Annotated in this window: 24 protein-coding genes; 16 read left to right on the top strand and 8 right to left on the bottom strand. The window is 70.6% G+C overall.

The annotated features are described in order from the left end of the window. Positions 1-40: 40 nt before the first annotated feature. Together ACBJ59_RS00785 and ACBJ59_RS00780 are read right to left on the bottom strand one after the other, a co-directional pair. Positions 41-382 (bottom strand): hypothetical protein, encoded by a 342-nt coding sequence (locus ACBJ59_RS00785; RefSeq protein ID WP_375108224.1) that lies wholly within the window; start codon positions 380-382, stop codon positions 41-43. Positions 383-575: 193 nt separating this feature from the next. Next, entirely contained in the window at positions 576-1,043 is a 468-nt protein-coding gene (locus tag ACBJ59_RS00780) for a VOC family protein (protein ID WP_375108223.1), read from the bottom strand. Positions 1,044-1,710: 667 nt separating this feature from the next. Here ACBJ59_RS00780 and ACBJ59_RS00775 point away from each other — a divergent pair. After that, positions 1,711-1,914: a hypothetical protein gene (locus tag ACBJ59_RS00775; protein ID WP_364137314.1), complete on the top strand. Its 204-nt coding sequence runs from the start codon at positions 1,711-1,713 to the stop codon at positions 1,912-1,914. A 77-nt stretch (positions 1,915-1,991) separates the two neighbouring features. Next, positions 1,992-2,972, top strand: a complete 981-nt coding sequence (locus tag ACBJ59_RS00770) for a tyrosine-type recombinase/integrase (protein ID WP_375108222.1) — start codon at positions 1,992-1,994, stop codon at positions 2,970-2,972. Positions 2,973-3,279: 307 nt separating this feature from the next. Here ACBJ59_RS00770 and ACBJ59_RS00765 read toward each other — a convergent pair whose 3' ends face one another. Then, the gene (locus tag ACBJ59_RS00765; protein ID WP_375108221.1) at positions 3,280-3,423 is read right to left on the bottom strand and encodes a hypothetical protein; all 144 of its coding nucleotides are present in this window, start codon (positions 3,421-3,423) and stop codon (positions 3,280-3,282) included. A 272-nt stretch (positions 3,424-3,695) separates the two neighbouring features. On the opposite strand from ACBJ59_RS00765, the gene ACBJ59_RS00760 reads away from it, so the two are divergent. Together ACBJ59_RS00760 and ACBJ59_RS00755 are read left to right on the top strand one after the other, a co-directional pair. Further along, the gene (locus ACBJ59_RS00760; RefSeq protein WP_375108220.1) at positions 3,696-4,097 is read left to right on the top strand and encodes a nuclear transport factor 2 family protein; all 402 of its coding nucleotides are present in this window, start codon (positions 3,696-3,698) and stop codon (positions 4,095-4,097) included. Between the two features lie 272 nt (positions 4,098-4,369). Beyond that, positions 4,370-4,711 (top strand): GNAT family N-acetyltransferase, encoded by a 342-nt coding sequence (locus tag ACBJ59_RS00755; RefSeq protein ID WP_375108852.1) that lies wholly within the window; start codon positions 4,370-4,372, stop codon positions 4,709-4,711. On the opposite strand, the gene ACBJ59_RS00750 is transcribed toward ACBJ59_RS00755, so the two are convergent. Next, entirely contained in the window at positions 4,698-4,856 is a 159-nt protein-coding gene (locus ACBJ59_RS00750; protein ID WP_375108219.1) for a hypothetical protein, read from the bottom strand. The genes ACBJ59_RS00755 and ACBJ59_RS00750 overlap by 14 nt on opposite strands. Positions 4,857-5,651: 795 nt before the next feature. Then, on the bottom strand, positions 5,652-6,575 hold the full coding sequence (locus ACBJ59_RS00745) for an AEC family transporter (RefSeq protein WP_375108218.1): 924 nt from the start codon (positions 6,573-6,575) through the stop codon (positions 5,652-5,654). Positions 6,576-6,882: 307 nt separating this feature from the next. Here ACBJ59_RS00745 and ctaD point away from each other — a divergent pair, with 307 nt between their 5' ends. The 3 genes from ctaD to ACBJ59_RS00730 are packed head-to-tail and all read left to right on the top strand — an operon-like array spanning position 6,883 to position 9,941. Beyond that, positions 6,883-8,550, top strand: coding sequence for a cytochrome c oxidase subunit I (gene ctaD, locus ACBJ59_RS00740; RefSeq protein ID WP_375108851.1), 1,668 nt, complete (start codon positions 6,883-6,885; stop codon positions 8,548-8,550). A gap of 5 nt (positions 8,551-8,555) precedes the next feature. Beyond that, positions 8,556-8,813, top strand: a complete 258-nt coding sequence (locus ACBJ59_RS00735; protein WP_375108217.1) for a hypothetical protein — start codon at positions 8,556-8,558, stop codon at positions 8,811-8,813. 51 nt (positions 8,814-8,864) lie between these two features. Next, positions 8,865-9,941 carry a protein kinase family protein gene (locus tag ACBJ59_RS00730; protein ID WP_375108216.1) on the top strand — a complete coding sequence of 359 codons (1,077 nt, stop codon included), beginning with the start codon at positions 8,865-8,867 and terminating at the stop codon, positions 9,939-9,941. 20 nt (positions 9,942-9,961) lie between these two features. On the opposite strand, the gene ACBJ59_RS00725 is transcribed toward ACBJ59_RS00730, so the two are convergent. Then, positions 9,962-10,372 carry a MerR family transcriptional regulator gene (locus ACBJ59_RS00725; protein WP_375108215.1) on the bottom strand — a complete coding sequence of 137 codons (411 nt, stop codon included), beginning with the start codon at positions 10,370-10,372 and terminating at the stop codon, positions 9,962-9,964. 110 nt (positions 10,373-10,482) lie between these two features. On the opposite strand from ACBJ59_RS00725, the gene ACBJ59_RS00720 reads away from it, so the two are divergent. After that, entirely contained in the window at positions 10,483-10,890 is a 408-nt protein-coding gene (locus ACBJ59_RS00720; protein ID WP_375108214.1) for a hypothetical protein, read from the top strand. A 10-nt stretch (positions 10,891-10,900) separates the two neighbouring features. Next, a complete protein-coding gene (locus ACBJ59_RS00715; protein WP_375108213.1) occupies positions 10,901-11,233 on the top strand; it encodes a YnfA family protein in 333 nt (110 codons plus the stop codon). 33 nt (positions 11,234-11,266) lie between these two features. Here ACBJ59_RS00715 and ACBJ59_RS00710 read toward each other — a convergent pair whose 3' ends face one another. Beyond that, a complete protein-coding gene (locus ACBJ59_RS00710) occupies positions 11,267-12,322 on the bottom strand; it encodes a LacI family DNA-binding transcriptional regulator (RefSeq protein ID WP_364121545.1) in 1,056 nt (351 codons plus the stop codon). A gap of 150 nt (positions 12,323-12,472) precedes the next feature. Here ACBJ59_RS00710 and ACBJ59_RS00705 point away from each other — a divergent pair, with 150 nt between their 5' ends. Genes ACBJ59_RS00705 through ACBJ59_RS00675 form a run of 7 tightly spaced genes read left to right on the top strand, consistent with a single transcriptional unit; the run spans position 12,473 to position 24,462 of the window. Further along, on the top strand, positions 12,473-14,110 hold the full coding sequence (locus tag ACBJ59_RS00705) for an FAD-dependent oxidoreductase (RefSeq protein ID WP_375108212.1): 1,638 nt from the start codon (positions 12,473-12,475) through the stop codon (positions 14,108-14,110). Further along, positions 14,107-15,624 carry an FAD-dependent oxidoreductase gene (locus tag ACBJ59_RS00700; RefSeq protein ID WP_375108211.1) on the top strand — a complete coding sequence of 506 codons (1,518 nt, stop codon included), beginning with the start codon at positions 14,107-14,109 and terminating at the stop codon, positions 15,622-15,624. The genes ACBJ59_RS00705 and ACBJ59_RS00700 overlap by 4 nt, the downstream gene beginning before the upstream one ends. Continuing rightward, positions 15,621-18,908, top strand: a complete 3,288-nt coding sequence (locus tag ACBJ59_RS00695) for a hypothetical protein (protein WP_375108210.1) — start codon at positions 15,621-15,623, stop codon at positions 18,906-18,908. The genes ACBJ59_RS00700 and ACBJ59_RS00695 overlap by 4 nt, the downstream gene beginning before the upstream one ends. Positions 18,909-18,964: 56 nt before the next feature. After that, complete coding sequence (locus ACBJ59_RS00690) at positions 18,965-20,563, top strand: extracellular solute-binding protein (RefSeq protein WP_375108209.1); 1,599 nt, start codon at positions 18,965-18,967, stop codon at positions 20,561-20,563. A gap of 15 nt (positions 20,564-20,578) precedes the next feature. After that, positions 20,579-21,532 carry an ABC transporter permease gene (locus ACBJ59_RS00685; protein WP_375108208.1) on the top strand — a complete coding sequence of 318 codons (954 nt, stop codon included), beginning with the start codon at positions 20,579-20,581 and terminating at the stop codon, positions 21,530-21,532. Beyond that, on the top strand, positions 21,529-22,383 hold the full coding sequence (locus tag ACBJ59_RS00680; protein ID WP_375108207.1) for a carbohydrate ABC transporter permease: 855 nt from the start codon (positions 21,529-21,531) through the stop codon (positions 22,381-22,383). The genes ACBJ59_RS00685 and ACBJ59_RS00680 overlap by 4 nt, the downstream gene beginning before the upstream one ends. A gap of 3 nt (positions 22,384-22,386) precedes the next feature. Then, positions 22,387-24,462, top strand: a complete 2,076-nt coding sequence (locus ACBJ59_RS00675; protein WP_375108206.1) for a hypothetical protein — start codon at positions 22,387-22,389, stop codon at positions 24,460-24,462. 52 nt (positions 24,463-24,514) lie between these two features. Here ACBJ59_RS00675 and ACBJ59_RS00670 read toward each other — a convergent pair whose 3' ends face one another. Further along, positions 24,515-25,279: a PIG-L family deacetylase gene (locus ACBJ59_RS00670; protein WP_375108205.1), complete on the bottom strand. Its 765-nt coding sequence runs from the start codon at positions 25,277-25,279 to the stop codon at positions 24,515-24,517. Positions 25,280-25,291: the final 12 nt, after the last annotated feature.

The raw sequence follows: 25,291 nt of genomic DNA, 5'->3' as shown, positions 1-25,291 counted from the left end.
AATCTAGCGGGGCGCGCGCCGCCGTGCGGAGCTCAGGAGATCACGTTCCGGGGAGGGAGGCGTAGGGCAGCGGAGCCGCCTCGCGGGCGTTGTGGACGGCCGTGACGAGCGCCGGCTGCTGCCGCACCAGAGCGATCAAGATCGTCGGCAGGATCGGCGCCGAGCAGGCAGTCGCACGGATCCGCGCCAGAGAGTCTTGATGGTCAAGAAAAGCAAGATCGTCGTCGCCGAGCGCCGCAAGGCCGTTGTTCTGTGCCACGCCGAACGCCGGGCTGGGCTGAATGAGGCCAACCGGACTGGGCCACGGAAGCGGGCCGAGGCCGTACAGCAACTCCAGGGACAGCGCCTGCTTGCCGCTGAAGCCGGAGTAGAGCGCGCCCATGGTGTGGCCGGCCGCCTCGGCGGATCTCCTCCACCGAGGCGCCGGCGAACCCGTTGCGAGCGAACACCCGCGCGGCGGCCTCCAGGAGCCGTTCCCTCGTACGGGGCCTTGGGACTCGTCGCGGCTCAGCCGACGGGGTGCGTCATCGTCATTCACATAGCGGACGCCATTCGGATGATCCTTGCTGTGCCGATCACCCGGCAGCCTCCTCCAGCGCCTTGATGTCGATCTTCTGCATCCCGAGCATCGCCTGCATGGCCTGCTGGGCCTTGGCCGGGTCGGGGTGCTGCAGCAGCTCGTGCAACCGGCCGGGGATGATCTGCCAGGACAGGCCCCACCGGTCCTTCAGCCAGCCGCACTGCGACTCCTCGCCGCCCTCGGTGAGCTTGGCCCACAGCTCGTCGACCTCCTCCTGGGACTGGCAGTCGACGTAAAGCGAGATGGCCTCGTTGAACGTGAACTCCGGGCCGCCGTTCAGCGCCAGGAACCGCTGCCCGGCCAGCTCGAACGAGACCATCATCGCCGTCCCGGCCGGACCGGGGCCCGCCTCGCCGTAGCGCTGGACGTCGAGGATCCGGGAGTCGGCGAAGAGCGAGGTGTAGAAGGTGGCGGCCTCCTCGGCCTGGTTGTCGAACCACAGGTAGGGGGTGATCTTCTGCATGGTGAATCCCTCCATCGGGTGGGTTGTCGTTGTCGTCACCAACGCGTCGAACGCTCCCGACGCGGATCGACATGAGTTCAGAAGATTTTTTCGGCGCTCGCAGGCCCTGGATCAGCCGAGATGGCGGCGCCGATCGCGGTCATGATCGGGATGGGCGGGCGGGTGGTCACGAGGACGGTTCCGCTGGCCAGGCGCCGGGCGGTGTGGAACAGAACCGGAGTCCCCTGCGACGGCGAAGACTGCTGCTGTCCGGCTGGGCCGGGGCGGTGACGATCCGGCAGTGGGGGCGCCGGTACGGCGTGCGGTGCTGAGCGGGAGTCGCTGAAGGCGGACCTGAAGGGCCGGTGCTCGGCGGGTGGTCCGTTCGAGTTGGCGACGGCGACGGGCGTTCGTACGGGTTCGGGCATCGGCTATTGATGCCGATAGGGATGGAAGCGCGGCGGATCTGAGCACGCCAGCGAGGAAGATGATCAATTCGCGGCGCCAGGCGGCGTGAACCGTCGGGTGTCGCCCTGTTGCGTCGTGTGGTGGCCGGTGTGGAGGCGATGGTAGGCGAACCTTGATAATCACGCTCCGAGATCGATAAGAGCGGAACATAATTCAGGTTATGTTCCGCTCCGCGTGCTACGCTCGAAGAAGATCACCTATCAGCGAAGGAAGATCACCCATGAGCGTGCGATCATTTCCGCTGACCCTGCGCGTCGCCGTAAACGGAGCAACGCCAGATGAGATCAGAGAGGCCGCCGTGGCGCAGGCCCTCTCGTTCTTCGGGTCGAGTGCCGAGTTGGACGTCATCAGCGCAGAAGCGGAGCCGGACGGGGAGCATCACAACCGTTACCACGCGACCGTCGTCTTCCGGAAGGTCGCCTGATGAGCCTTGCCAGCGAGAGCATCGGAAAAGATGCCTCCGGTGGGGCAGCCGCGGCCGTACGGCGTCGGTGACGATCGATGACCGCTGAGCCGGCCGTCGCCCGGGGCGAAGAGGTCACGCTTCCGCTTGTCCTGCCGCCGCTCGTCATCGAGATCACGCACCTGTGGCTGGAGACCCGCCGGTCGCCGAACACCCGCGACGCGTACCGGCGAGCGATCCGGCCGTGGTTCACGTACTGCGAGCGCATCGGGCTGGACCCGCTGGAGATGTCGGTGCGGCACGCCGAGCTGTACGCCCGGTGGATGGTCGAGACCGCGTTCGCGGCCGGGGACGATCCGCCGGCGCCGAAGACGATCGCGCAGCGGATGTCGGCGGTGTCGGCCTGGTACAAGTACCTGATCAAGAACGACGCCGCGAGGTTCAACCCGTTCGCGGAGGCGGGCAGGCCGAACATCCCTCGACGCCGCTCGGAAACGGCGGCCCTGACGGAGGGCGAGGCGCACGCCCTCGTCGAGGCGGCCGACAAGGACCACGGCCGGGAGCGGCTGCGCACCGCGGCGCTGATCCGGCTGCTGGTCCAGGTCGGGGTGCGCATTTCGGAGGCGGTGGACGCGCAGGTCGACGACCTCGGGTTCGCACGTGGCTACCGGACATTGCGGCTGGCGCTGAGGGACGGCAAGCCGCACCACCGGAAGCTGCCGGTCGAGACGGCGTACGCGCTGGACCGGTACCTCGCTGAGCGGGCGCGCCGGGCGGGCGTAGAGCTGCGGGACCTTCGGGGGCCGCTGTTCGCCACCGCCTCGGGCCGCCCGCTCCCGCGGGAGAAGGCGTGGGAACTGGTCCAGCGGATCGCTCGCCAGGCTGGGATCGAGTCGAAAGTGACGCCGCACACGCTGCGGCACACCTGGGCGTCGGTCGCGGAGGCGCGCGGTGCCAAGCCGCGCGAGATCCAGGAGGCGCTGGCACATGAGTCGTTCGAGACGACGCTGATCTACCTGCGTTCGCGGGATCGACTGGAGGAGGATCCTTCGCAGCTGGTGGCGTCGGCGATCGAGTAGGAGGTCTACGTGCCCACGTTGAGAACGAGCGGAGCTGGACAAGTCGGCGTGGGCGCACGCGCCACGGCGATGCGATAAACCTGGGAACGTGGGCCCTCGTTCGGTGTGCGGCGGCTGCCGGTGCTCGGTGGTGAACGCCGAGGATGTCGAGCGGTTCCGGCTCGTGCGCGTCTGGGTGATGCGGCGGGAGAAACCGTCCGGCATGCGCCGCCGCAGGCGCCTTGCCCCCGCCCGAACAGAGGGCAGTGCGGTGGTCTCGTTTTTCCTCGCCGGAGGGCGGGGGCAAGCCTGGCGCCGCGCGGAGTTCTTACTGCACGCAGATGTCACCGGGGATCAGATCGCAGAGGGCTCCGATTGGATCGATTTGGGCTGCGGCTGGTGCTGTGGTGCCGATGACCAGCACCGTGGTGGCGAGGGTGGTGGCTGCGAGGGCGGCCAGAATGCGACGCATGTACGTCTCCTCCAGGGTGGTAGGACCTGACACTCCATATTTACCCAGAGTAAGATCGTTGCTACTTTACGTTATGGTAAGGGTGGTTGGCGAAGGGGGACTAGGCCCCTTACCTGCCCAAACGCCATTGGATCGTTGTTGGCAGGCGCTGCCAGGCCGTCCTGGGCACACGGTGGTCACGCAGTGGGCGTACTCGTTCTCACCTGGCCCCAGCACTACCTATAACCAAAGATCTATGCCATCCCACCACGCAGCTGCGGCAGGGTGACCATATGAGAGCCGACACACACCCGAACGCCGTGCTTACCCGGCGCTTGTACGATCTGATCGGCAATGGCGATCTCACCGGTTATCTCGACCTGATCGCCGACGACGCCGTCTTCCACATCGGCGGCGACAGCATCGTGGCAGGCGAGCATCGCGGCAAGGACGCCATCATCAGGCTCGGCATGCTCGTGCTCGAAGAGACGGGCGGCACCTTCCAGACCGGGCTGCTCTCTGTACAGGCCAACGACTCTTACTCGGTCACTCTGCACCGCTGGACAGCGGAGCGCCGTGGGGAGCGCGTCGAGATGGACAATTTCAACGTCTACGGCTTCGAGCGAGGGCTGGTCGTGGAACGCTGGGAATATGTGGCCGACCAGCGCGCCCACGACGCTTTCTGGCGCCGATGACGGCTCGGCTGACGCCTTCAGCGGTCAGGCAGCCGGGTTCCCAGCGCTGATCTCCAGGTGGCGCACGTATTACCCACTACCAGCGACAAAGCAGCCATGAGAAATGAAGATCACGATTTACGGCTGGAGTGTTGGGGGTGGCGCTGACGGGTGATCGCGACCATTTAAAGGACATCGGATGGACCGAAAGCCGATCTCGCTGGCGTCGCACTGAGACGTTTCTGCAGGTCGCCGACATAACGACAAGCCGCGACAGCCGGTAGCCGGGCGGCATCGACGGCGAGCCGGTCGCGTTCTTGGCCTACCGCCGCATCCAGCACCCCGCGACTCGCAACCTGAAGATGGAGCACAGGTTGGTGGTTCTGCCCGACTATCAGGGGCTCGGCATCAGGAGCCGCCTCTCTGAGTGGATGGGGCAGCGGCTGTACGAGGAGGGGTTCCGCCACCAACGTCCTCGTGATCGGAGAGCACGGTTCAGCTCTCCCTGTGCGGCCGGGACGGGATGCGGCACTTGGCGGCTGCCCGTACGGCATGAGGGCCCGAATCCCGGGAGCGTGGGTTCGGGCCCTTCGCTACGCGTGCCGCTGACGAGGGTTGCGCCTAGTAGACGATGAGCGACTTGTCGTAGTTGAGCACGTCCTGGAGGACCTGGTTGATCAGCGGGGGGTCGGTCGGCGCGGTCTGGGCGGCGGCGGGGGCAGCCAGGGCAGCGATTCCGATGCCAGTGGCGGCCATGACGGTTGCGATGCGGTAGAGCATGTACAGCGCTCCTTGTGCTGATGAGGTTCCGGTTCTTTATGGATGGTTGCCTTAATCCATGTGACAGACCGTAGTCATTGGTTACATGCCGCTATCGTGCGTGTCTGCACTGCATGTCTCACGGTGGGCAGCGAGCGCGCCAACGGCGGGCTTCGGCTCGACGGCTGGTCGGGCGTCCGTGACCAGCCAGTGACAGCCGCCGAGCACGGCCCACCGCGACGAGCTGTTCACCGATTCGAGGATCATGCCGCGCAGCAGCGGTCCGTCGAGGGCGCCCCCCGTTCTTCGACGAGCAGCGCCGCCCATGGCTGCCGGACGCGCGGTACAGGGAGGCAGGCCGACGTGCGGGCCTGGGAGGAGGCGCAGCAGGCGACGATGTCGGGCCAGTCCCCGCCGAACCTGTGGTGCCTGACCTGGAACGGCTGACCTTCATGGACAGCACGGGACCTGGCCGCCACCCGACGGGCTCTGGCGTCGCTGCGTAAGAAGGTGAAGTCGCGCCCGGACCGGCGGTCGCTCACCTACCTCATTGGCCAGCTCGACAAGCGGGTCGCCGATCTGCGGCGCAGCCCCTGCAGCCTGCCGGGGCCTCAGGAGTTCGAGTGCATGCCCGAGATCGCCTTCGTTGATGCGGGTTGGGCCAGCCTGCAGTCCGATCTGCAGAACCAGACTGCTGGGCGTGCGCGATGTGCCGGCCCGCGTGCTCCGGATCCCCGGCGTGCGGCAGTTCCGTTCCATCCGGAAGAAGATCGCCGAGGCTGGAGACGTGCGCCGTCACGCTGGATCACCTCCGCATCACCCCAGCGTGGCGCCGATCGCGGTCATGATGGGGATGGACAGGCCGGTGGTCACGAGGATGGTTCCGCGAGCCAGGCGACGGGCGGTGTCGTAGGTGACGGCGTACACGTAGATGTTCTGGGCGGTGGGCAGTGCCGCGAACAGGGTGGCGGCCAGCAGGTGCGTGCCGTCCAGGCCGAGGAGGAAGCGGGCGGTGACGTACGCGACGGCGGGCTGGACGAACGCCTTGAGGGTGGCCGCCAGGAAGATGTCCTTGCCGACGCCGTTCTCCTCGGGGGCGGTCGTCGTGCGGCGCGAGCCGTACAGGCTCAGGCCGTAGGCCAGCAGCGCGACGGGTACGGCCGCGCCGCCGAGCAGGTCGATCGGCCGCATGACCGTGACCGGCAGCGAGATCCCGCTCAGCGCGAACGCGAGCCCGAGCAGCGAGGCCACCGTGAGCGGGTTGCGCAGCGGGAGCAGCAGCGCCGCCCGCGGCGAGCGGGAGCCCTTGTCGAGAATCTGGAACGAGAGCGGGGTGAGCACGAGCAGTTGGAAGAGCAGCACGGGGGCGACGAGCGCGGCGTCGCCGAGCACGTAGAGCGAGATGGGCACGCCGAGGTTGCCGGCGTTGACGTAGGAGGAGGCCAGCGCGCCGATCGTGGCCTCCCTCGTGGTGCGCCGCCACGCCAGCTTCGCCACCAGGACGAACACCAGCTGCGTGAACGCCACCGCGATGACCTCGGTGAGCAGCACCGGCGACAGCAGCGCGCCGAGGTCGGCCTTGGACACGGTGGCGAACATCAGCGCCGGCGTCGCCACGAAGAACGCCAGCCGTGACAGCACCAGCTCGTCGCTGGCCCGCAGCAGCCCGATGACACCGATGACGTAGCCCAGCACGGCGACCGACACCAGAGCGGCGAACGCCGCGACAACCCCCGACACCCAATACCTCCCAAACTGGACGTTCAGGAGCGTATCGGAGACCTCTCGTGTGGCCTGGTAGAGCACCGGCGGCGCGGGCGGTGCGCGTGCTCGACGGGGCCGAGGGACGGGTGCGCGGCGGGGGCTGAGGGCCGGACCGGGGTCAAGGAGTGCGGAGGGTCGCGTACAGAGAATCCCCAGAAACGGTACGGCCCGGATAGTGCTCACGGGAGGGGGTAAAGCCCGTCGTACGACGCTGACCTGGGAAACAAGCTGCCGGGCCGGGCATCGCAGGCATCACGGGGCAAATGGGGGATCTTCGGTGACCATCGACGAACCGCGCACTGACGAGCCGTTGACGTCCGCCCTGACGCCGGTCGAGGTCACGTCCAAGGGACGACTGCTGGCGAGCTGGCTGGCGACCACGGACCACAAGGTCATCGGCTACATGTACCTCATCGCCTCCTTCATGTTCTTCGCGTTCGCGGGCGTGATGGCCCTGCTCATCCGGGCCGAGCTGATCCACCCGAACCTGCAGCTGATGACCAACGAGCAGTACAACCAGCTGTTCACCATGCACGGCACGATCATGATGCTGCTCTTCGCCACCCCGCTGTTCGCCGGGTTCGCCAACGTCGTCATGCCCCTGCAGATCGGCGCCCCGGACGTGGCCTTCCCCCGGCTGAACGCGGTCAGCTTCTGGCTGTTCCTGTTCGGCGGGCTGATCGCGGTCAGCGGTTTCCTGACGCCCTCGGGAGCGGCCAGCTTCGGCTGGTTCGCCTACACGCCGCTGTCGGACGCGATCTACTCACCCGGCGCCGGCGGAGACCTGTGGGTCATGGGGCTGAGCCTGGCCGGCCTGGGCACGATCCTCGGCGCGGTCAACTTCATCACCACGATCATCTGCATGCGGGCGCCCGGCATGACGATGTTCCGGATGTCGATCTTCACCTGGAACGTGCTGCTGACCAGCATGCTCGTGCTGATGGCGTTCCCCGTGCTGGCCGCCGCCCTGCTCGCGCTGGAGGCCGACCGCAAGCTCGGCACGCACGTCTACGACCCCACCAACGGCGGCGCGATGTTGTGGCAGCACCTGTTCTGGTTCTTCGGCCACCCCGAGGTGTACATCATCGCCCTGCCGTTCTTCGGGATCATCACCGAGGTGCTGCCCGTCTTCAGCCGCAAGCCCGTCTTCGGCTACATCGGCCTGGTCGGCGCGACCATCGCCATCGCCGGGCTGTCGATGACCGTCTGGGCGCACCACATGTTCCCGACCGGGCAGGTGCTGCTGCCGTTCTTCTCCTTCTTCACCTTCCTGATCGCCGTCCCGACCGGGGTGAAGTTCTTCAACTGGACCGGCACGATGTGGCGCGGGCACCTGACGTTCGAGTCGCCGATGTTGTTCGCGGTCGGGTTCCTCATCACGTTCCTGCTGGGCGGTCTGACCGGGGTGATCCTCGGCTCGCCGCCGCTGGACTTCCACATCACCGACACCTACTTCGTCGTGGCGCACTTCCACTACGTGGTCTTCGGCACGGTGGTGTTCGCCATGTTCGCCGGGTTCTACTTCTGGTGGCCGAAGATGACCGGTCGGATGTTGCACGACGGGATGGGCAAGCTGCACTTCTGGTTGCTGTTCATCGGCTTCCACACCACGTTCCTCGTCCAGCACTGGCTGGGCGTGGCCGGCATGCCGCGCCGCTACGCCGACTACAGCGCCGCCGACGGGTTCACCGACCTGCACATGATCTCCTCGATCGGCGCGTTCATCCTGGGCGCCTCGACGCTGCCGTTCCTCTACAACGTCTGGTACACCGCGCGGCACGGGAAGAAGGTCTTCGTCGACGATCCCTGGGGCTTCGGCAACTCGCTGGAATGGGCCACCTCCTGCCCGCCGCCCCGGCACAACTTCAGCTCCATCCCGCGCATCCGCTCCGAACGACCGGCCTTCGACCTGCACCATCCGCACTTCGGCCGCGCGGCGGAAGTGGAGTGAGCGCCATGGACAGCCTGTCGCCGCAAGAGCGGCTGATCCTGGCGGAGATCGAGCTGGAGCTGCTGCACGGCGGGGCCCGGCTGGCCGGCCGGTTCGAGGAGTTCAACGCCCGGGCCTGCCGGGAGGGCCCGCAGCGCTTCGCCCCGCACGTCAGCCGGTGGGAGGTGGTCGCGATCCTGGCCATTGTGCTGGCGGTGACCGCCGTCCTGACCCTGGTGATCCTCTCCTGCGGGACCGGTACGGCGGCCGGGTCGCTAGGCTGATCATCGCCCGGGCCGGGCCGGACGGGCGCGGCGGGCCGGATCGGAGGACCGGTGTCGCACGAACCTTCCAGGTCGCGTCAGGCGCGGCTGACCTCGTACGCGGCCGTCTCCACGTCGCTGGCCCTGCTCGGCGACGACGAGCTGGCCCGGCTGCTGGACGAGGCGGCCGTCCCGCTCGGCGCCGGCATCGGCGGGACGTCGGCGCGGCTGGAGGTCGAGGGGACGCCGGTCTTCGTCAAGCGGTTGACCCTCACCGACCTGGAACGGCAGCCCGGCAACGTGCGCTCGACGGCCAACCTGTTCGGCCTGCCGCCCTTCTGCCAGTACGGCGTCGGCTCGATCGGCTCGCCGGGCTTCGGCGCCTGGCGGGAGCTCGCGGCGCACACGATGACCACCGACTGGGTGCTGGCGGACCAGTTCGCGGGATTCCCGCTGATGTACCACTGGCGCGTGCTGCCGCACCCGGCGCCCGCCCTGGTCGAGCAGCTGGCCGACGTGGACCGGGCGGTCGCCTACTTGGGAGGCGGGACGGAGGTACGCCGCCGCATCGAGGCGCTCCGCACGTCGTCGGCGAGCCTCACGCTGTTCCTGGAGCACCTCCCGCAGAACCTGCACCAGTGGCTGAACACCCAGGTGGAGGCGGGCGACGAGGCCGCCGTCCGGGCCTGCGCCGTGGTGGACCGGGGCCTGCGCGAAGGGGTGTCCTTCATGAACTCCCGCGGGCTCATGCACTTCGACACGCACTTCGGGAACATCATGACCGACGGGCGGCGCCTCTACTTCACCGACTTCGGGCTGGCCACCTCCTCCCGGTTCGCCCTGTCGCCGGAGGAGCGCGACTTCCTGCGCCTGCACCGCACCTACGACGAGACCTACGCGATCTCCTATCTGGTGTACTGGCTGGTCACCGCTCTGTACCGGGAAGAGCGGCGGGAGCTGGTGCGGGGCTGGGCCGGGGGCGGGCGGCCCACCGGGGTTCCCGGGGAGATCGCTGAGCTGCTCTCCCGCGACAGCCTGCTCACCACCGTGATGTGGGACTTCTACGGGAAGCTGCGGGACGAGAGCAGGAAGACGCCGTACCCGGTGGAGGAGGTCCGCCGGATCGCCGAGCGGCCGGCCGCGGGCTGACCGGTCGGGTCGGGGGCCGGTCAGTTCGGGGGATCGGTCAGTTCGGGGGGCCGGTCAGTTCGGGGGCTGGGCAGGAGGCGGCAGTGGCCGGCGCGGCAGTCGGCCAGGCTCTCGACCGCGGCCCGGCGGGCGCGGGCCAGTTCGGCCATCTTGGCGTCGATCCGCTCCACCACCACCTCCAGCCGCCATCGCTCGCTGTCGCAGGTGGCGCCGCCCGCGTCGTGGGCGGCCAGCGCGTCGGTGACCTCGTCGAGCGTGAAGCCCAGCTCCTGCAGCGCCTTGGCCATCCGGATCCGCTCCACCGCCGAGGGGCCGAAGACGCGGTAGCCCGACGGCCTGCGCCGGGCGGGGGGCAGCACGCCGCGGCGCTCGTAGAAGCGTACGGTGTCCACGCTGACCCCGGCCTCCCGCGCGACCTGACCGATCCGCACCGGCCTCACTCCTTGACTCTGGACCTGAGTCCAGACTTTAGGCTGCCGGTGACCGGTGCCACAAGGCCCGTAAGGCCCGAAGGCCCGCAAGGCCGTGAAAGGAGCCTGACATGGACATTCCCCCTGCTTCCACCCCCGTGGTCTGCGACATGACCGACGCCACCGACACCCCCGAGCAGCGCCTGGCCGAATACCGGCGGCTCTTCGGACAGGCCCTCGCCGGGCGGGAGCGGACCGGCGCGGGCATCCGCTTCCGGCTGCGCGCGGAGCCGGGCGTGGAGGCGTGGGTACGCGACCTGGCCGCGCGGGAGAAGGCCTGCTGCGCGTTCTTCGCCTTCGACATCACCGTCGAGGGCGGTGAGGTGCTGTGGGACTGCGCGGTGAGCGACGACGAGGTCGCCCGGGCGCTGCTGGAGGAGTTCTACCAGCTGCCCGACACCATCGGCGGCGATCCGGCCGGGGTGCTCGACCGCCTGACCGGCCGGGGCCTGCGCATCACCGGAGCCGCGGGCGCCTAAGGTGATCGGCATGGCCGTGCTGCGCTCCATCGCCCTGTTCGTCCTGGCCGCCGTCGCCGAGATCGGCGGCGCGTGGCTGGTCTGGCAGGGCTGGCGGGAGCAGCGCGGCCTGCTGTGGATCGGCGCGGGTGTGCTCGCGCTGGGCGCGTACGGGTTCGTCGCCACCTTCCAGCCGGACCCGAACTTCGGCCGCATCCTGGCCGCCTACGGCGGCGTCTTCGTCGCCGGCTCGCTGGCCTGGGGCATGGTGATGGACGGGTTCCGCCCCGACCGCTGGGACGTGATCGGGGCGCTGATCTGCCTGGTGGGCGTGGCGGTGATCATGTACGCCCCGCGCGGCTGACCTCGCGCGGCGCGAAGGTGCGCGGCCGCGCCGTCAGGGAGAGGGGCGCGCGGGCGCCACCGTGCCGTCGAGCGTGTGGGTGCACGGCAGCAGGATCTGCCGCTCGTAGTCGCCGGCCGGGTCGGTGATCTGCGAGGTCAGGAGGTTCACCGCGCGGCGGCCCATGGCGTTGCGGGGGATGCGGAGGGTGGCGAGCGGGTCGAGCCCGGACTCGCCGCCGGGGTCGTCGACGAGGAGGACCAGCGACAGGTCGCCGGGGATCTCCAGGCCGCGCAGCCGGGCCATGGCGACCAGCACCCGGATCAGGCTGACCGCCTCGACGAGGACGGCGGTGGCGCCGTCGCGGACGGTCTGGTCCAGCCACTGGGCGGTCAGGTCGTCGGGACGGGCGAAGACGGGTTCGGGCACCGGCAGCCCGAAGCGCTCCAGGGCGGCGCGGAAGCCCTCCCACCGGTCGGTCTGCGGCTCGTCGCGCTTGGCCTCGCCGAGGTAGGCGAAGGTGCGGTGGCCCAGGCCGACCAGGTCGTCCACGATCCGGCCGGTGGCGGCGCGGTAGTCGCCGCCGACGTAGGAGATCTCCGTGCCGGGGACCTCGCGGTGGCCGATGTAGACGAACGGGTGCCGGTCGGCGGCCAGCCGGGTCAGGTCCTCGCGGTGCGTGTGGTGGCCGAGCAGCAGGCTGCCGTTGGCCTGGCGCAGCCCGTTCGTGGAGCCGCTGTAGATGCGGCGTACGCCGTCCTCGTTCGGGGCCGCGGTGAACAGGACGAGGTTGCAGCCCTCGATCCCGGCCTGCTCCTCGATGCCCTGCAGGAACTCGAAGTAGTAGTCCCGGGCGCTCGTCGGGAAGATCGGCTCGAACGTGTGCACGCCGAGCAGCAGCGGCGCCTGCCGGCCGCCGCCCGCCGCGCGTTGCTGGCCCGCGGAGACGTATTTGAGCTGCCGGGCGGCCCTGAGCACCTTGCGCTGTGTCTCGGCCGAGATGCGGCCGAGGTCGCCCGAGCCGGTCAGCACCATCGAGACGGTCGACTGCGACACGCCCGCCTCCCGTGCGATGTCCGCCTGGCTGGGCCCTCCCCTTGATCGCGACATGCCCCGATTGTGCATTAGCAATAACCGGGTTGTCCACTGCTGATATTTGCAGAGCTATCAGCTATTGACATGCGCATTTGGCCGAGGCTTAACATGTGCGAAACCTGATGGCCTGGCGCAGAGAAAGCAAATAAATTAGCAATGAGTGACATGAAGGTTGATCTGCTGGTGGTGGGTGGCGGGCTCGGGGGAGTGGCCGCCGCGCTGACGGCGGCCCGCCTGGGCCACCACGTGGTGCTGACCGAGGAGACGGACTGGCTGGGTGGTCAGCTGACCTCGCAGGCCGTGCCGTCCGACGAACATCCCTGGATAGAGACCCCGCACGTCTCCTCCGGCTACCGGGAGTTGCGCGACCGCATCCGTGACTATTACCGGCGCAACTATCCGCTGCTCCCCGAGGTGGCGGCGCAGCAGGTGCTCAACCCCGGTTTGGGCAACGTGAGCAAGCTGTGCGTCGAGCCGCGGGTGGCGCTGGCGGCCCTGGAGGAGATGCTCATGCCGTACGTCTCCGCGGGCCGCATCACCGTCCTGCTCGACACCGTCCCCGTACGGGCGGAGACCGACGGCGACCGGGTGACCGCCGTGACCGTGCGCAGCTCCCGCACCGGCGAGCTCACCACGGTCGTCGCGCCCCTGGTGGCCGACGCCACCGAGCTGGGCGACCTGCTGGAGCTCACCGGCACCGAGCACGTGATCGGCGCCGAGTCGCAGGACGAGACCGGCGAGCCGTACGCCTCCCCGGTGGCCGACCCCACGGACCAGCAGGCGATCTCCTGGTGCTTCCCGCTGGAATACCGGCCCGGCGAGGAGCACGTCATCGACAAGCCCGCCTCGTACGACCACTGGAAGACCCACGTCGACCCCTTCTGGCCGGGCCCGCAGCTCTCCTGGGAGAAGATCGACATCCACACCATGAAGGGCCGGGTCAACCGGATCTTCGAGGGCGACATGGACGCCGTGAGCCTGGCCGACCTGTGGCACTTCCGCCGCATCCGGGCCCGCACCCAGTTCGACCGCGCGGTCATCGACACCGACATCACGCTGGTGAACTGGCCGAACATCGACTACTGGGAGGCGCCGCTGCTCGGCCCCGGCGCCGACCGGGAGAAGGCGCTGCAGCGGTGCAAGGAGCTGTCGCTGTCGTACCTGCACTGGATGCAGACCGAGGCGCCGCGGCCGGACGGCGGCCAGGGCTACCCGGGCCTGCGGCTGCGACCCGACCTGACGGGCACGGCCGACGGGATGGCGAAGGCCGCCTACATCCGCGAGTCGCGCCGCATCCGGGCCCGGTTCACGGTGCTGGAGCAGCACATCGCGGTCGTGGACCGCCCGGAGGGCGCCGGGGCCGAGCGGTTCGCCGACTCGGTGGGCGTCGGCCACTACAACATCGACCTGCACCCGAGCACGGCCGGGATCAACTACGTCAACCTGGAGGTCTACCCGTTCCAGCTCCCGCTGGGCGCGCTGGTCCCGGTCCGGATGCGCAACCTGCTGCCGGCCAACAAGAACATCGGCACCACCCACATCACCAACGGCAGCTACCGGCTGCACCCGGTCGAGTGGAGCATCGGCGAGGCGGTCGGCGCGCTGTCGGCGCTCTGCCTGAGCCGCGGCACCGAGCCGCACGCCGTGGCCGACTCCACCGACCTGACCGAGGAGCTGCAGCGCCTGCTCACCGGCACCCTCGGCGTGCCGGTCGCCTGGCCGGAGGACATCGCCGTCATGCGCCCCTCGCAGGCCCGCAAGAACGCCACCCCCACCTACGTCCTGCCCGAGCGGCGCGCATGAGCCCGGCGACCGACGAGCCAGACGTCGTCATCTACGGTGCCACGCTCGCCGGCATCATGGCCGCGCTGCGCCTGCGCCTGCGCGGGCTCAGCAGCCTGATCCTGGAGCCGACCGGGCACGTGGGCGGCATCGTCGCCGGCGGCCTGGTCAAGAGCGACCCGCCGAACATCCTCGCGGCCCTGGCCGGGCTGACCCGCGACCGCTTCTTCGGCGGCATCGGCCGCGAGTACGGCTCCACCGAGCCGCAGTACCGCTTCGAGCCGAAAGTCGCCGAACGCGTCGCCCGGCGGTTGCTCGCCGAGGCGGGCGCCCAGGTCGTGACCGGCGCCCGCGTCCACGGCCCGGCGGACGTCGAGACGCGGGGCCGCCGGATCGTGGCGGTGCTGGGCCGGCGGGCCCGGTTCTTCATCGACGCCTCCTACGAGGGCGACCTGATGGCCGCCGCCGGGGTGCCGTACACCTACGGGCGCGAGCCGCGCTCCCGCTACGACGAGCCGTTCGCCGGCGTGCTCCCGCACCGGGCGCTGCGCCGCAGCGAGTTCTCGCCCAACAGCGGCTACCCGGTGGGCCCGCCCCCGGCCGAGCCGCCGGGCGAGGGCGACGCGAAGACGCAGGCGTACAACTTCCGCGGCGTGCTGTCCAAGGCGCCCGACCGGCTGCCCTTCACCGAGCCGGACGGGTACGACCCGCGCCTGTACAGCCTGCTCGGCCAGCTCGTCCGGCGGCGCGGCCTGGCGGGCCTGTCGGACATCGTCACGCACACCGCCCTGCTGCCGCCCGGCGACAAGTACCAGACCAACCAGGCGTTGTTCATCGGCTTCGACCTGCCGGGCGCGTCGTGGGACTACCCGGACGGCACCTGGGTGCGGCGCGAGGAGGTCATCGCCGAGCACGTGCGCTGGCACCAGGGCATGCTCTACTGGCTGAGCCACGACCCGTCGCTGCCGGAGTCGTTCCGCGCCGACACGCGCACGTTCGGGCTGCCGGCCGACGAGTTCACCGACAGCCCGTACGGCGCCGGCTTCCCGCACGCCCTCTACGTACGCGAGGGCCGCCGCATGATCGGCCAGTACGTCCTCACCCAGCACGACCTGCGCATCCCCGGCAACACGAAGGCGACCCCGGTGTGCTGCTGGAAGTACGGCATCGACTGCCACATCGTCCAGCTCTACCCGGAGGGTCAGGACACGATCGCGGGGGAGGGCCCGCCCAGCGGCACCGAGTACAACGAGCCGGCCGACCTCTACCAGATCCCCGCCGAGTGCCTGTTCCCCGCCCGCGGCGGCATCGAGAACGTGGCCGTCCCCGTCTGCTTCTCCGTCAGCCACGTCGCCTGCCTGTCGGCCCGCATGGAGCCGAACTACGGCATGCTCGGCGAGGCCGCGGGCGAGCTGGCCGCCCAGTCCCTGCGGACCGGGCAGGCCGTGCAGGACTACCGCTACCCCGACCTGGCCGCCGCCCTCGAGGAGCACGGCAGCGTGCTCTCCCTGCCCGAGCTGGAACTCCGGACATGATCCCCGACCCGCCCTTCCAGCCCGGCCCCCTCGACGCCGCCGCGGGGTGGCGACCGCACCGGATCGAGGTGCCGCTGCACGTGGGCGAGGCCCGTGACCGGTGGGTGCTGCGGCTGGCGTTCACGGCCGGGCACGGGCCCTGCCCCGACCTGGAGATCGAGATCGACGGCGAGCACCGCGGGCTCATCCACCCCGAGGTGCGGCGCGAGGACCGTGCCGAGGTGTACCGGCACGGCCCCATCGCGGGCGAGGTGCTGGCGGAGGTGCCGATCCCCGGCTCGATGCTGCCGCCGGGCGAGCACGTCCTGGCGATCACCACGACCCTGGATCCCGAGGCCGCGACCGGCCCGGTCACGATCCCCGACGGGCAACCGCACCGGCACCGCGAGCAGTTCGGGCACCATTTCGGCAGCGGCATCACCTGGCGCTCGATCACGCTGGCGCCCGCGACCGGGCCGCCGCCCGCCCCCACGCTGCGGGTCACGCCGCTCTACCTGCACGACGGGCACGAGCTGGTCGAGCTCACCGCCCCCCTGCCCGCCCGCCGGGCGGAGGTCCGGCTCGGCGGCCGCACGTACGTCTTCGACCTGCCCGGACGCGACTTCGGCCAGGCCCGCGTACGCTTCCCCGTCCCGGAGGCCCGTGGCCCGGCCGAGGTGTCGGTGGACGGCGGCGAACCCGTGACGTTCACCCTCACCCCGGCCCGCAGGTGGACGCTGCACCTCATCCCGCACGTGCACCTCGACGTCGGCTACACCGACAGCCAGGGCAAGGTGCTGGAACTGCACAGTCGCAACCTCGACCGGGCCCTGGCGGCGCTGGACCGCGACCCCGGCTTCGCCTTCTCCGTGGACGGCTCACTGGTCCTGGCCCAGTACCTGGCCACCCGCTCGGAGAAGAGCGCCGGTCGCGTGCTCCAGGCGCTGCGGGACGGCCGTATCGCGGTCAACGCCTTCCACAGCCTCTTCCTGTCGGGGGTGGCCTCGCTGGAGGAGATCTACCGGGCGGCCTACCTGGCGGCGCGGTTGCGTGACGAGCACGGCGTGCCCGTCACGTACGCCAACCTCACCGACGTGCCCTCCTACAGCGCCGCCGTGCCGTCCGTCCTGGCCGCGCTGGGCATCGACGGCTTCGTCGGCATCGAGAACCACCACCGCGGCGGCAACGCCGACAGCGACCTGCAGCACCTGCTGAGCCCGGTCATGTGGGAGGGCGTCGACGGCTCGCGCGTGCTCACCCACTTCTCCGACACCTACTCCCAGCTGCGGTTCATGGTGGGCGACCCGCAGACGGTCGAAGGCGGCGCCCACGCGCTGTGCCGCCTGCTCGCCCGCTACGAACGGCCCGACTACCTGCCCCATGATCTGGCCGTCATCGGCACCCACGCCGACAACGAGGACCTCGCCGACGGCGACGCCGGCTTCGCCGCCCGGTGGAACGCCGTGTACGCCCACCCCCGCATCGTCGTCTCCACCATGGCCGGCTACCTGGACGCGGTCCGGCCGCTGGCCGACCGGCTGCCGGTGTGGCGCGGCGACGGCGGCAGCTACTGGGAGGACGGCGTCGGCACCGGCGCCACGGTGGTGGCCGAGCACCGGCGGGCCCAGAGCGCGCTGCCCGCCACCGAAGGGCTGGCCGCCCTGGTGGCGCGGGCGGAGCCGGCCTACCGGCCCAACCGGCAGGCGCTCGACGACGCCTGGGAGGGCGCGCTGTTCGGCGCCGAGCACACCTGGACCTGGTCGCACGCCCTGGCCCACCCGCACGGCGAGCAGGTCGGCGACCAGCTCGACTGGAAGCGCCACCAGGTCCACACCGCCCTGCGCACCGCCGTGGACGAGGGCCGCCGGGCGCTGAGCCAGCTCGGCGAGCTGGTCACCACCCAGGGTCCGACGCTGCTCGTGCACAACCCGCTGAGCTGGGCCAGGGACGTGGAGGTCGAGTACGAGTCCACCGCGCCGCCGCCGCTGCCCGCCGAGGTCCTGTCCGACTGCGCCGGGCTGCGCCGCTACCGGATGACCGTCGCCGCGGTGCCCGCCTTCGGCTACCGCACGATCCCGCTCGCCGACCCGGCCGAGCTCGCACCGGGGGAGGAGGACGGCCGCGGCGCCTCCTCGGGCGATCACGACGAGGGCTGGCAGGAGGTGCCGCCCCGGCTGGTCACCGATCTGTGGGAGGCCGAGCTCGACCCCGCGACCGGTGCCGTGCTCGGGCTCACCCACCGGCCCACCGGCCGGCGGTTGCTCGACGGGCCCCTCGGCCAGGTGCTGTACGTCCGCAACGGCCCGTCCACCCGCATCGCGACCGGGCACAGCGGTGAGCCGCACCACCACCCGCCCGCTCCCCGCACCTCGCTGAACGGCCGCCGCCCGCACGCCGACCCGCCGGAGCTGGACGTCTTCCCGGCGGCCATGCGGCCGGTCGGGCTGCGCCGCACGTACGACGGCTGGCGGCTGCGGGCGGTGGGCAGCGCGCCGAGCCTGCCGCACGTCGAGGTGGACGTCCTGCTCAGGGACGCCGACGACCGCGTGGACGTGCTGGTGCGCCTGGAGAAGGAGCGCGAGCCGGCCAAGGAGGCGGTGTACGTGACCTTCCCCTTCGCGGCCGAACGCCCCCGCTTCCACTACGACCGCCAGCAGGGCTGGATCGACCCCGCCGCCGACCACGCCCCCGGCGCCTGCCAGGAGTGGTTCACCACCCAGCACGGCGTCGTCGTCGCCTCGCCGGCCGGCGCCGTGGCGTGGACCTCGGCCGACGCCCCGCTGTTCACCGCCGGGGACATCGTGCGCGGCGCCTGGCCCGAGCGCTTCGCCCCCGCGAGCGGCACCATCCACTCGTGGGTCATGAACAACTACTGGCCCACCAACACCCCGCCCGAGCAGGACGGCACGCTGACCCTGCGCTACGCCTTCCGCCCGCTGCCCGCGTTCGATCCGGTGGCGGCCGGGCGGCTGGGCCGGGAGGTCCGGGCGGCGCCCATGGTGTCGGAGGTGAGCAGGCTCGACAAGTTCGACACCGGGCCGCGCCCGCTCGCCGCGCCCGCCGGGAGCCTGCTCGACCTCGGCCTGCCCGGCTGGGTCGCCGCGACCGTGGCCGAGCCGCGCGACCGTACGGGACTGCTCGTCCGCCTCCAGGACCTGTCGGGTCACGGCGGCGAGGTGCGGCTGCGCCACCCCGGCCGGATCGTGCGGTGCCGGGCCGACGAGACGGAGCTCGGCGAGCCGCCCGAGCTCGGCGGCACCGTCCGGCTGGACCCCTGGCACGTGATCACCCTGAAACTCCGATAGGCCCCGACGGACCTCCCCGACGACTTTCCGACAACCCCCCGACGAAAGGAAAGGCCATGTCTGACGCGCGTCACAGCAGGCGCCAGTTCCTCCAGCTCACCGGGAGCACCGCTCTGCTGGCCGCCTCGGGCGGCCTGCTGACAGCGTGCGGCTCGCCGTCACCCCAGGCGAGCCCGCAGGGCGCGACGCGCAAGGCGGTCTTCCCCGCCTACGTCCCGTCCGGCGTTGTCAAACCCGACCTGCCGGCCACCGCCGACGGCGTGCTGGCCGCCTACTACACCTACCCCGCCCAGCCCGTCACCGCCTTCACCGACAAGCCAGGGGAGGGGCTGGGCGAGGTCAGCGTGCTGACCAACATGTTCAACCCGGTGCCACCCGGCCCGGACGCCAACCGGTTCTGGCAGGAGCTGAACACCCGGCTCGGCGCCACGCTGAACATCACGATGGCGCCCGCCGTCGACTACGTGAGCAAGCTGTCCACCGTCGTCGCCAGCGGCGACCTGCCCGACATCCTCATGCTGTCGGCCAGCCTGGCCAACCGCTCGCAGATCCTCACCCGCCTGTGCGCCGACCTCAGTGATCTGGTCTCCGGCGACGCCGTCAAGACCTACCCGTTCCTGGCCAACATCCCGCGTGACTCCTGGCTGACCACCGCCTACCAGGGCGGCGTCTACGCCATCCCGATCCCGCGCGCCATCGTCGGCACGATCATGTTCGCCCGCTCCGACCTCATCGCCGAGCGCGGCCTGAGCGGCGAGCCCAAGAGCTACGACGACTTCCTCGCCCTGGCCAAGGGCCTGACCGACCCGGCGAAGAACCGGTGGGCCTTCGGCAGCGCCAAGGGCGTCATCATGTACGTCGGCACCATGCTCGGCGTGCCCAACACGTGGCGGGAGGAGGGCGGCAGGTTCACCTCCGAGCACGAGGTCGAGGGCCGCAAGGAGGCCATCGCCAAGACCGCCGAGATGGTCAAGGCGGGCCTGTTCCACCCCGACGCCATCGGCGCCAAGCTCAACCTGCGCGACCTGTTCGGCAACGGCACCATCGCCCTCAACTCCGACGGCTACGCCGCCTGGGACATCCTCGCCGACACCTACAAGGTGGACGTCGGCGCGGTGGTCTCCCCGGGCCCCGCCCGCGCGGGGCAGGCGAACTTCGCCATCACCGCGTTCAAGAAGGCCGACCCCGGCCGCCTCGCCAAGCTGCTGCGCATCTGCGACTGGCTGAGCGCGCCGCTCGGCACGAGCGAGTACATGTTCCGCAAGTTCGGCGTCGAGGGCACCCACTACACGATGAAGGACGGCGCGCCGGAGCCGACGAGCCTCGGCAAGGCCGAGGTCAAGCTGCCCCTCGAGTACGTCGCCGACGCCCCCCACGTGCTCGGCCCCCGCCCCCGCGAACGGGTGGACGCCCAGCGCGCCTACCAGGAGCGCGTCGTGCCCGGCATCGTCCGCAACCCGGCCGCCGCCCTCTATTCCGAGACCGCCGTCAACAAGGGCGGCACCCTCATCAAGATCATCGATCAGGCCGAGCTCGACATCGTCTTCGGCCGCAAGCCCGTCAGCCACTGGGACGAGGTCGTCAAGCAGTGGCGCAGCCAGGGCGGCGACCAGATCCGCCGCGACTACGAGACCGCGCTGGCCAAGGGCGACTGAGCGATGGCGCTGGACGTGAAATCCCCACCGGCCCGCCCAGCCGCCCCGCCGCGGCGCGCGACCCCGAAGGCCTCCCGGCTGCGCAGGGACGGGCTGCTGCTCCTGCTCGGCGTGCCGGGCCTGCTCGTGATCCTGCTGTTCCACTACGTGCCGATGCTCGGCAACGTGATCGCCTTCAAGGACTACCAGCCCTTCCTGGGCATCTGGGAGGCGCCGTGGGTCGGCTTCGAGAACTTCCGGGTGATCTTCAACGGTGACCCGGCGTTCCTCAACGCGCTGGTCAACACGCTGCTCATCTCGCTGGTGCAGATCATCTTCGTCTTCCCCGTGCCGATCGCACTGGCGTTGCTGCTCAACTCGCTGGCCGGTGCGCGGGTCAAGCGGCTGGCCCAGTCGATCCTCTACCTGCCGCACTTCATGTCGTGGGTGGTCGTCGTCGCGATCTTCCAGCACATGCTGGGCAACGCGGGCCTGCTGAACGCGTTCCTGCGCTCGCACGACCTGGCGACGCTGCCGCTCCTGGGCAATCCCGACCTGTTCCTGGCCCTGATCACCTCGCAGGTGATCTGGAAGGACGCCGGCTGGGGCACGATCATCTTCCTGGCCGCGCTCTCCCGCGTCGACCCCGAGCTGTACGAGGCCAGCGCCATGGACGGCGCCTCCAGGACCCGCCAGCTCTGGCACGTGACGCTGCCCGGCATCCGCGGCGTGATCGTGCTGATGCTCATCCTCAAGCTCGGCGACGTGCTCACCGTCGGGTTCGAGCAGATCATCCTGCAGCAGGCCATGGTCGGCACCGAGGTGTCGGAGGTGCTGGACACCTACGTCTACACCTACGGCGTGGTCGGCGGCAACTGGGGCGTGGCCGCCGCGGTCGGCCTGGTCAAGGGGCTGGTCGGGCTGGTGCTCGTGCTCGGCGCCAACAAGGTCGCGCACCTGCTGGGCGAGAGGGGGCTGTACTCCAAATGATCATTCGTACCGTCAAGGGCGTGGTCGTGGCCGCCTGCTGCGCCCTGGTGATCCTGCCGTTCCTCGCGGTCCTCTCCACCAGCCTGGCCGACCAGGCGCAGGTCACCGCCACCGGCGGCTATGTCCTGTGGCCAGACCGGCCCAACCTCGACGCCTACCGGGCCATCCTGGCCGGCGGGGTCGTCACCCGGGCGCTGGTGGTGTCCGTCGGCGTCACGGTCGTCGGGACGCTGCTGTCGCTGACGTGCATCACGCTGCTGGCGTACTCGCTGAGCCGGCCGGGCTCGCTGCTGCACCGGCCGATCCTGCTGGCCGTGCTGTTCACCCTGCTGTTCGCGCCCGGCATGATCCCGATGTACCTGACGATCAAGCAGCTCGGGCTGCTGGACTCCTACTGGTCGCTCATCCTGCCGGGGCTGGCCAGCGGGTTCCAGATCATCATCATGCGGGCCTTCTTCCAGGAGATCCCGGGCGATCTGATCGACGCCGCCCGCATCGACGGTGCCAGTGAGCTGCGCATCCTGCTGCGGGTCGTGCTGCCGCTGTCGAAGGCGGTCATCGCCGTCGTCGGGCTGTTCAGCGCGGTGGCGTACTGGAACGCGTTCTTCAACGCCATGCTCTACCTCAACGACACCGAGAAATGGCCGTTGCAGCTGGTCCTGCGCACGTACGTGGTCGACAACAGCGCGCTCGGCGTCGACGCGGCGGACCTGTCGGGCGGCTTCCTGCCCCCTCCCCAGTCCATGCAGATGGCGATCCTGGTGCTGAGCCTGGTCCCCATCGCGATCGTCTACCCGTTCCTCCAGAAGCACTTTGCCAAGGGCATCCTCATCGGCGCGGTGAAAGGCTGACACATGAAGATCAACGAGGACCGCCGTCGGATTCTGTCGGTGTTAGGCGCGGGCGGCGCGGCCGCCATGGCGCTCAGCGCCACCCCCGCGCAGGCCGCCAAGCGCGACGTCCGGCAGATCGCCGGCGTCACCGACCTGCGCACCACCCCCGGCCAGCCGGGGGAGCAGATCTACCTGCTGGGCTACCACCAGGCCGAGCCCGGCGTGACGGCCACGCCGGGCCGCGGCGGCGGCGACCTGTACTGGGACGAGACGAGCACCGCGCCCGACGACGGCGGCACCGTCTTCGCCGTCGCGGGCGTGGCCACCGGCCGGTGGAAGCGGCCCGTCGCCGCCACCGTGGACCTGGCCTGGTACGGCTGGCGCGGCACCGGCACCGACGACGACACCCAGCGCCTGCAGAGCGCCGTCGACGCCCTGCCCACCGGCGGCACCATCGAGATCGGCCCCGGCAAGGTGCTCGTCAAGAAGACGATCTCGGTCAAGCGCGTGCCCATCACCTTCGACGGCGCCGGCCACACCGACAGCCTGGACCACGGCACCCAGATCCTGCTCGACACCGGTGCCGCCGACGGGTTCGTGCTGACCGGCGTGCACGGCGGCGGCTTCCGCAACCTGCAGATCCGCGGCCTCGGGCTGAGCGGCGGCGCGATGATCCGCACCGAGCGGGCCGGAGCGGCCAAGGAGGACGGCAACTACATGCTGGCCTTCACCAACGCCCGCTTCCGCGACGGCCACAACGGGCTCGTGCTGCGGGCCTGCAACACGGTCAGGTTCCAGAACTGCGTCTGGAACACCTTCACCGGCGACCAGGTCATCCTGCTCAACGGCGTCGCCGACGACCAGCGCGCCGACCCGGTCGAGTTCGTGCAGTGCGGCATCGCCGCCGGCAGCGGCAACAAGGTCACCGACAACGTGGTCATCGACGGGCTCGGCGGATCGATCAAGTTCATCGCGACCGCCATCCTGTTCGGGCGGCACGGGCTGTGGATGCGCAACACCACCGGCAGCACGGCGCTGCCGAAGTTCGTCTACTTCGAGGGCGGCGGCTTCGAGAACGGCTACGGCGTGCCCGTCCTGCTGGAGGCGGGGGCGCAGGCCCAGTTCGCCAACACCTACATCTCCGCCGACGGCGAGCTCGACAACGTCCGGGTCGGCCCCAAGTTCGTCGGCGGGGTCACCTTCACCGGCTGCGTCATCCGCGGCGCCGGCCGCAACGGCATCGACGTCGCCTCCGCCCGTACCACCGTGACCGGCTGCCTGATCGGCAACAACGGCCGGATGGCGCACCCCGACTTCGCCCGGCAGATCAGCTCCGTGGCCGGGAACGGCTCGGGCGGCGTCCGCGTCACCACCTCCGCCCCGCACGGCTGGGAGAGCGACGACCGCGTCACCGTCTCCGGGATCACCGGCCTCGACGGCGCGTGGACGATCCAGGTGGTCAGCCCGACGGCCTTCGACCTCAAGGGCGCCGAACCCGGCACGTACACGGGCAGCGGCCAGGTCTACCGGCACGGCGCCGGCATCAACATCCGCGCGGAGGCCACCCGCGTGGTCGTCACCGGCAACGCCATCGGCGGCTTCGTCGGTGACGGCGTCAACCGGCAGGACTACGGCATCGTCAGCGCCTCGCCCGACGTGCTCATCACCGGCAACGACCTCAACGGCAACCACGCCGGCGCGTACGCCCTGACCGGCGCGCAGACCGCGCAGACCCGCGCCACCGGCAACAAGGGCGTCCAGCAGATCGACGGCTGGCTGACCGCGCGCATCGACGGCGCCGTCACCGACGGCCTGCACGACCTGTCCAACCTGCTGTACGCCGACGGCCAGCGGCTGCGCATCGTCCGGGTCTCCAGGAAACTGGGCGCGGGCACCTGCCAGGTGCGGCTGGACGCCGACGGCGACAGCGCCGGCGGGACGGCGACGGGCGCGACCACCACGTTGCAGTCCACGACGCTCACCTCGCCGTACGTGGTGGACGGCACGTCGGTCGCCAGACGGCTGCAACTGCGGGTGCTCGGCAGCACCGGCGCCAGCGGGCTGGTGGTGCAGTTCGGCTACCAGGTGATCGCCTGACCGGACGGCGCCGGGCGCAGCGCGTACCCGTACCCAGGTACGCGCTGCGCCGTCAGCCGCGCAGGGTCGTGGTCCGACTCCCGCCGGCGTAGGCCACCCGGCGGTACCACTCGTTGGCCAGCATCTGGGCACGGGCGTGCTCGGGCAGCGAGGTCAGCAGCGTCATCGAGGCCCCGCGCCCGACCTCCGACTCGTGCGCGTGCATGGCCGCCCACTTGCGCTCCGCCCACGGCCCGACGTCCAGGTGGGCGGCGATCTGGTCGTCGGGGACCCCCGGCAGCGTCTGGCCCGGGTCCGGGGGCGCCCCGAAGACCGCCTGCCAGTGCGACACGACGACGGAGCGCGGGATCGTGGCCAGGTAGACAGCCCGGGGCCGCCACGGCTCGCCCGTTCCGGGGTAGAGCTGGTCGTATCCGGCCGCCTCGACCGCGGCCAGGGTGACCCGGTGGGCGTGCACGTGGTCGGGGTGGCCGTAGCTGCCGTAGCCGTCGTAGGTGAGCACGACGTCGGGCCGGACGTCCCTGATGTGCCCGACCAGCCGCCCGACCGTCTCCTCCAGCGGCACGTCCACGAAGCGCGGGGCGCCGGGGGCGGACTCGGGCTTGCGGGCGTCGGCGTAGCCGAGCAGTCTCGGGCTGCCGGCGCCGAGGAGGCCGAGGGCGCGCTCCAGCTCTCCGGCCCGCCCCGTCCCCTCCGCCCAGGTGCAGGTCACCACCGCGGTCCGGGCGCCCTCGTCGGCGTATCTGGCCAGGGTCCCGCCCGTCCAGATCGCCTCGTCGTCCGGGTGGGCATGTACACACAGGAGCCCGAAGTCCACCGTTGTCCCCCT

Origin of the sequence: Nonomuraea sp. MTCD27 (genome assembly GCF_041950495.1) — a bacterium.
Taxonomy (GTDB): domain Bacteria; phylum Actinomycetota; class Actinomycetes; order Streptosporangiales; family Streptosporangiaceae; genus Nonomuraea.
This window is presented reverse-complemented; position numbering and strand designations above follow the sequence as displayed.

Excerpts from the sequence above, each read along its gene's own strand:
- ACBJ59_RS00770 (WP_375108222.1), top strand. The coding sequence starts at position 1,992 with ATGACCGCTGAGCCGGCCGTCGCCCGGGGCGAAGAGGTCACGCTTCCG.
- ACBJ59_RS00695 (WP_375108210.1), top strand. The coding sequence starts at position 15,621 with ATGATCCCCGACCCGCCCTTCCAGCCCGGCCCCCTCGACGCCGCCGCG.
- ACBJ59_RS00700 (WP_375108211.1), top strand. The coding sequence starts at position 14,107 with ATGAGCCCGGCGACCGACGAGCCAGACGTCGTCATCTACGGTGCCACG.
- ACBJ59_RS00710 (WP_364121545.1), bottom strand. The coding sequence starts at position 12,322 with ATGTCGCGATCAAGGGGAGGGCCCAGCCAGGCGGACATCGCACGGGAG.
- ACBJ59_RS00760 (WP_375108220.1), top strand. The coding sequence starts at position 3,696 with ATGAGAGCCGACACACACCCGAACGCCGTGCTTACCCGGCGCTTGTAC.
- ACBJ59_RS00720 (WP_375108214.1), top strand. The coding sequence starts at position 10,483 with ATGGACATTCCCCCTGCTTCCACCCCCGTGGTCTGCGACATGACCGAC.
- ACBJ59_RS00765 (WP_375108221.1), bottom strand. The coding sequence starts at position 3,423 with ATGCGTCGCATTCTGGCCGCCCTCGCAGCCACCACCCTCGCCACCACG.
- ACBJ59_RS00750 (WP_375108219.1), bottom strand. The coding sequence starts at position 4,856 with ATGCTCTACCGCATCGCAACCGTCATGGCCGCCACTGGCATCGGAATC.
- ACBJ59_RS00780 (WP_375108223.1), bottom strand. The coding sequence starts at position 1,043 with ATGCAGAAGATCACCCCCTACCTGTGGTTCGACAACCAGGCCGAGGAG.
- ACBJ59_RS00735 (WP_375108217.1), top strand. The coding sequence starts at position 8,556 with ATGGACAGCCTGTCGCCGCAAGAGCGGCTGATCCTGGCGGAGATCGAG.
- ACBJ59_RS00775 (WP_364137314.1), top strand. The coding sequence starts at position 1,711 with ATGAGCGTGCGATCATTTCCGCTGACCCTGCGCGTCGCCGTAAACGGA.
- ACBJ59_RS00680 (WP_375108207.1), top strand. The coding sequence starts at position 21,529 with ATGATCATTCGTACCGTCAAGGGCGTGGTCGTGGCCGCCTGCTGCGCC.
- ACBJ59_RS00785 (WP_375108224.1), bottom strand. The coding sequence starts at position 382 with ATGGGCGCGCTCTACTCCGGCTTCAGCGGCAAGCAGGCGCTGTCCCTG.
- ACBJ59_RS00715 (WP_375108213.1), top strand. The coding sequence starts at position 10,901 with ATGGCCGTGCTGCGCTCCATCGCCCTGTTCGTCCTGGCCGCCGTCGCC.
- ACBJ59_RS00705 (WP_375108212.1), top strand. The coding sequence starts at position 12,473 with ATGAAGGTTGATCTGCTGGTGGTGGGTGGCGGGCTCGGGGGAGTGGCC.
- ACBJ59_RS00675 (WP_375108206.1), top strand. The coding sequence starts at position 22,387 with ATGAAGATCAACGAGGACCGCCGTCGGATTCTGTCGGTGTTAGGCGCG.
- ACBJ59_RS00690 (WP_375108209.1), top strand. The coding sequence starts at position 18,965 with ATGTCTGACGCGCGTCACAGCAGGCGCCAGTTCCTCCAGCTCACCGGG.